This is a genomic window from Novosphingobium sp. HR1a (genome assembly GCF_015594425.1).
Taxonomy (GTDB): Bacteria; Pseudomonadota; Alphaproteobacteria; order Sphingomonadales; family Sphingomonadaceae; genus Novosphingobium; species Novosphingobium resinovorum_A.
The window spans coordinates 1-3,392 of sequence record NZ_JABXWS010000027.1; the positions used below are offsets into that span (position 1 = coordinate 1).

At 66.6% G+C, this 3,392-nt stretch carries 2 protein-coding genes; one reads left to right on the plus strand and one right to left on the minus strand.

The features are described 5' to 3' along the window. A partial coding sequence (gene rpsF, locus HWN72_RS05270; protein WP_211149952.1) for a 30S ribosomal protein S6 occupies positions 1 to 233 on the minus strand: 233 nt, incomplete at its 3' end. A 380-nt stretch (positions 234 to 613) separates the two neighbouring features. Between rpsF and HWN72_RS05275 the strand changes: the two genes are divergently transcribed. Next, the gene (locus HWN72_RS05275) at positions 614 to 3,268 is read left to right on the plus strand and encodes a M1 family metallopeptidase (RefSeq protein ID WP_069707540.1); all 2,655 of its coding nucleotides are present in this window, start codon (positions 614 to 616) and stop codon (positions 3,266 to 3,268) included. Positions 3,269 to 3,392 lie beyond the last annotated feature (124 nt).

Genomic DNA, 3,392 nt, shown 5'->3' on the forward strand with positions numbered 1-3,392 from the left:
TGGCGCTCGAGCTCGGCGACGACGTCGCCCGAAGCCTCGATGTTCAGCATCACGAAGTGAGCCTTGCGGTTGCGCTTGATCTTGTACGCGAGATTCTTGAGGCCCCAGGTCTCGGTCTTGACGACCTTGCCCTGGTTCGACTCGACGATCTCGGTGGCGGCGGCAGCAAGCGCATCGACTTGCGCCTGGCTGAGGTCCTGGCGTGCCAGGAACACGTGCTCATATAGAGCCACGGCAGCTTCCTTTATCTAGTCTAACCGATCGCTGGCGACTCGCGGGATTGCGAGGCCCCTCCGGCTTTCTTTGGGTTTCCCTGTGTCCTCGGACTTTGGGGAAGGGGCGCGCTTAGCGGATTTTGGACGGAATGCAAGCGCGGTGTGGGCAGAGAAGGGGGAAGCCCACCCCCGGCCCCTCCCGCAGGCGGGAGGGGAGAAGTGAGGTCAGCCCTCCCGCTCGCGGGAGGGCCGGAAGGCTTGGCAGCTTGCTGCCTAGCCGGACGGGGTGGGCCCTGTGACTCCCGCAGCGTTTAAAATTGCACACAACAGGTAAATTGTTGCGTGCTCGCGACAGGACGTTAGCAAGGCGTGATCCCCCCATCTGGTGTGAGTCGTCCATGAAGAAACCGTATCGTCGCGCCGCGCTGGCGCTTCTCGCCGGCGTTGCCCTTCCGTTTTCCGTTTCAGCGCAGGAAGTTGGCACTGCTTCCACGACCAAGGGCGCCACGGCGGAGACGGTGACCACGCAGCTTCCGCGCAGCGTTCGCCCCAGCCACTACGACATCACCGTCACTCCCGATGCCAAGGCGATGACCTTCGCGGGCAAGGCGGCGATCACGGTCGACGTGGTCGAGGCGACGCAGACCATCACGCTGCAGGCGGCCGAGCTGACGATCGCCAAGGCAGCGCTCACCAAGGGCGGCAAGAAGGCCGGTACGCCCACCGTTTCGCTCGACGAGGCCGCGCAGACCGCGACCTTCACGTTCGCCAAGCCCATCGCCCCGGGCAGCTACGTGCTGTCGATCGACTATGCGGGCAAGATCAATACGCAGGCCTATGGCCTTTTCGCGCTGGACTACAAGGCGGCCGACGGCTCGGCCAAGCGCGCGCTGTTCACCCAGTTCGAGAACTCGGACGCGCGCCGCTTCATGCCTTCGTGGGACGAGCCGTTCTACAAGGCGACCTTCAGCCTCAAGACGATCGTGCCGACCGAGGAAGTCGCCGTCGGCAACCTGCCGGTGGAAAGCCGCAAGGATCTGGGGGGCGGCAAGACGCTGGTGACCTTCGGCACCAGCCCCAAGATGTCGACCTACCTGCTGTTCTTCGGCCTCGGCGATTTCGAGCGCAAGACCAAGATGGCGGGGGACACCGAAGTGGGCGTGCTCACCAAGAAGGGCGATCTGGCGCAGGCGGATTACGCGCTGGGCGCCTCGGCCGACCTGCTGCCGTGGATGAACGAATACTTCGGCGAGAAGTACCCGCTGCCCAAGCTCGACCACATCGCGGCGCCGGGGCGCAGCCAGTTCTTCTCCGCCATGGAGAACTGGGGCGGCATCTTCTACTTCGAGAACGCGATGCTGCTCGACCCCAAGATCGCGTCCAACGCGCTGCGCCAGCGCATCTTCACGGTCGTCGCACATGAAATGGCGCACCAGTGGTTCGGCGATCTCGTCACGATGTCGTGGTGGGACGACCTGTGGTTGAACGAGGGCTTCGCCTCGTGGATGGAAAGCCGCGCGGCTGCGAAGTTCCACCCCGAATGGCACCCCGAACTGACCGCCACCGGCGAGCGTGAGCGCGCCATGGACCAGGACGCCTACGTCACCACGCACCCGATTATCCACCACATCGCGACCGTTGAAGAAGCCAGCCAGGCCTTCGACAACATCACCTACGCCAAGGGCGAGGCGGTGATCCGCATGCTCGAAGCCTATGCCGGTTCGGACGAGTGGCAGAAGGGCGTGCAGGCCTACATGGCGCGCTACAAGCACTCCAACACCGTCACCGACGACCTGTGGCGCGAGATCGACAAGGCTTCGGGCAAGCCGATCAGCCAGATCGCGCACGACTTCACGCTGCAGCCGGGCATTCCGCTGGTGAAGGTGACGTCCTCGTGCGCCGCCGGTTCGACGACGCTGGCGCTGGAGCAGGGCGAGTTCACCCGCGACCGCGCCGACAAGCAGCCGCTCGCCTGGCGCGTGCCGGTCAGCGCTGCGGGCACGGACGACACCAGGGCCGAGACGCTGCTGCAGGGCAAGGGTTCGCTCAAGGTCGCGGGCTGCGGTCCGGTCGTCGTCAATGCGGGCCAGTCGGGCTACTACCGCGTGCTCTATGATGCGAAGACCTTCGCGGGTCTGGTCAAGGGCATCGCTTCGGTGCAGCCGGTCGACCAGCTCGGCATCCTCAACGATGCGGTGGCGCTCGGCTACGCGGGCAACCAGCCGATGGCCGACATGCTCGACGTGGTGAAGAACCTGCCCGCCAATGCCTCGCCGCAGGTGATGGAGCGCGCGGCCAAGGTGATCGGCGGCCTAGCCGACTTCGCCAAGGACAACGCGAAGCGCAAGGCGGCTCTCTCGCGCTTCGCCACGAAGCGCCTGCTGCCGGTGCTGAACACGCTGGGCTGGGAGCCGAAGGCGGACGAGCAGGCCACCGCCGGCGACCTGCGCGCCACGCTGATCGACACGCTGGGCGCGCTGGGCGAACCCTCGGTGGTCGCCGAGGCACGTCGCCGCTTCGCCGATCCGGCCTCGATCGATCCCTCGGTGAAGGTGGCGGTGCTCACCGTCGTCGCGAAGAACGCGGACGCGGCGACCTGGGACAAGCTGCACACGATGGCGCAGGAAGAGACCTCGGCGCAGGTCAAGACCACGCTCTACTCGCTGCTGGGCCGCGCCAACGACAAGGCGCTGGCCGACAAGGCGCTGGCCCTGTCGCTCACCGACGAGCCGGGCGTGACCACCAGCCCGGTGATCGTCAGCGCCGTCGGCGGCGAGCATCCCGAGCAGGCGTTCGACTTCGTCCTCGCCAACTACGATGCGGTGATGAGCCGCGTCGATAGCTCGGGTGCGACGCGCTACGTCGGGCGTCTGGCCACCGGCAGTTCCGATCCGGCGATGCCGGCCAAGCTGGACGCCTATGCGAAGCAGCGCCTCGCGGCCGGTTCGCGCCGTCCGGTGGACGAGGCGATCGCCAAGATCCAGAACCGCATCCAGGTCGGCCAGACCCGCATGCCGGAAGTGGACGCCTGGCTGGCGAAGCAGGGGTATTAAGGAGCGCTTCATCCTCCCCGTCGCGTAGCGATGGGGAGGGGGACCGCCGCCGCAGGCGGTGGTGGAGGGGGAGCTGACGCCCCNCGTCTCGCCTCGCGTCGCGCGCCGCCTCGTCGTCTCGTCA

Coding starts and splice junctions, on each gene's coding strand:
- HWN72_RS05275 (WP_069707540.1), top strand. CDS start 614: ATGAAGAAACCGTATCGTCGCGCCGCGCTGGCGCTTCTCGCCGGCGTT.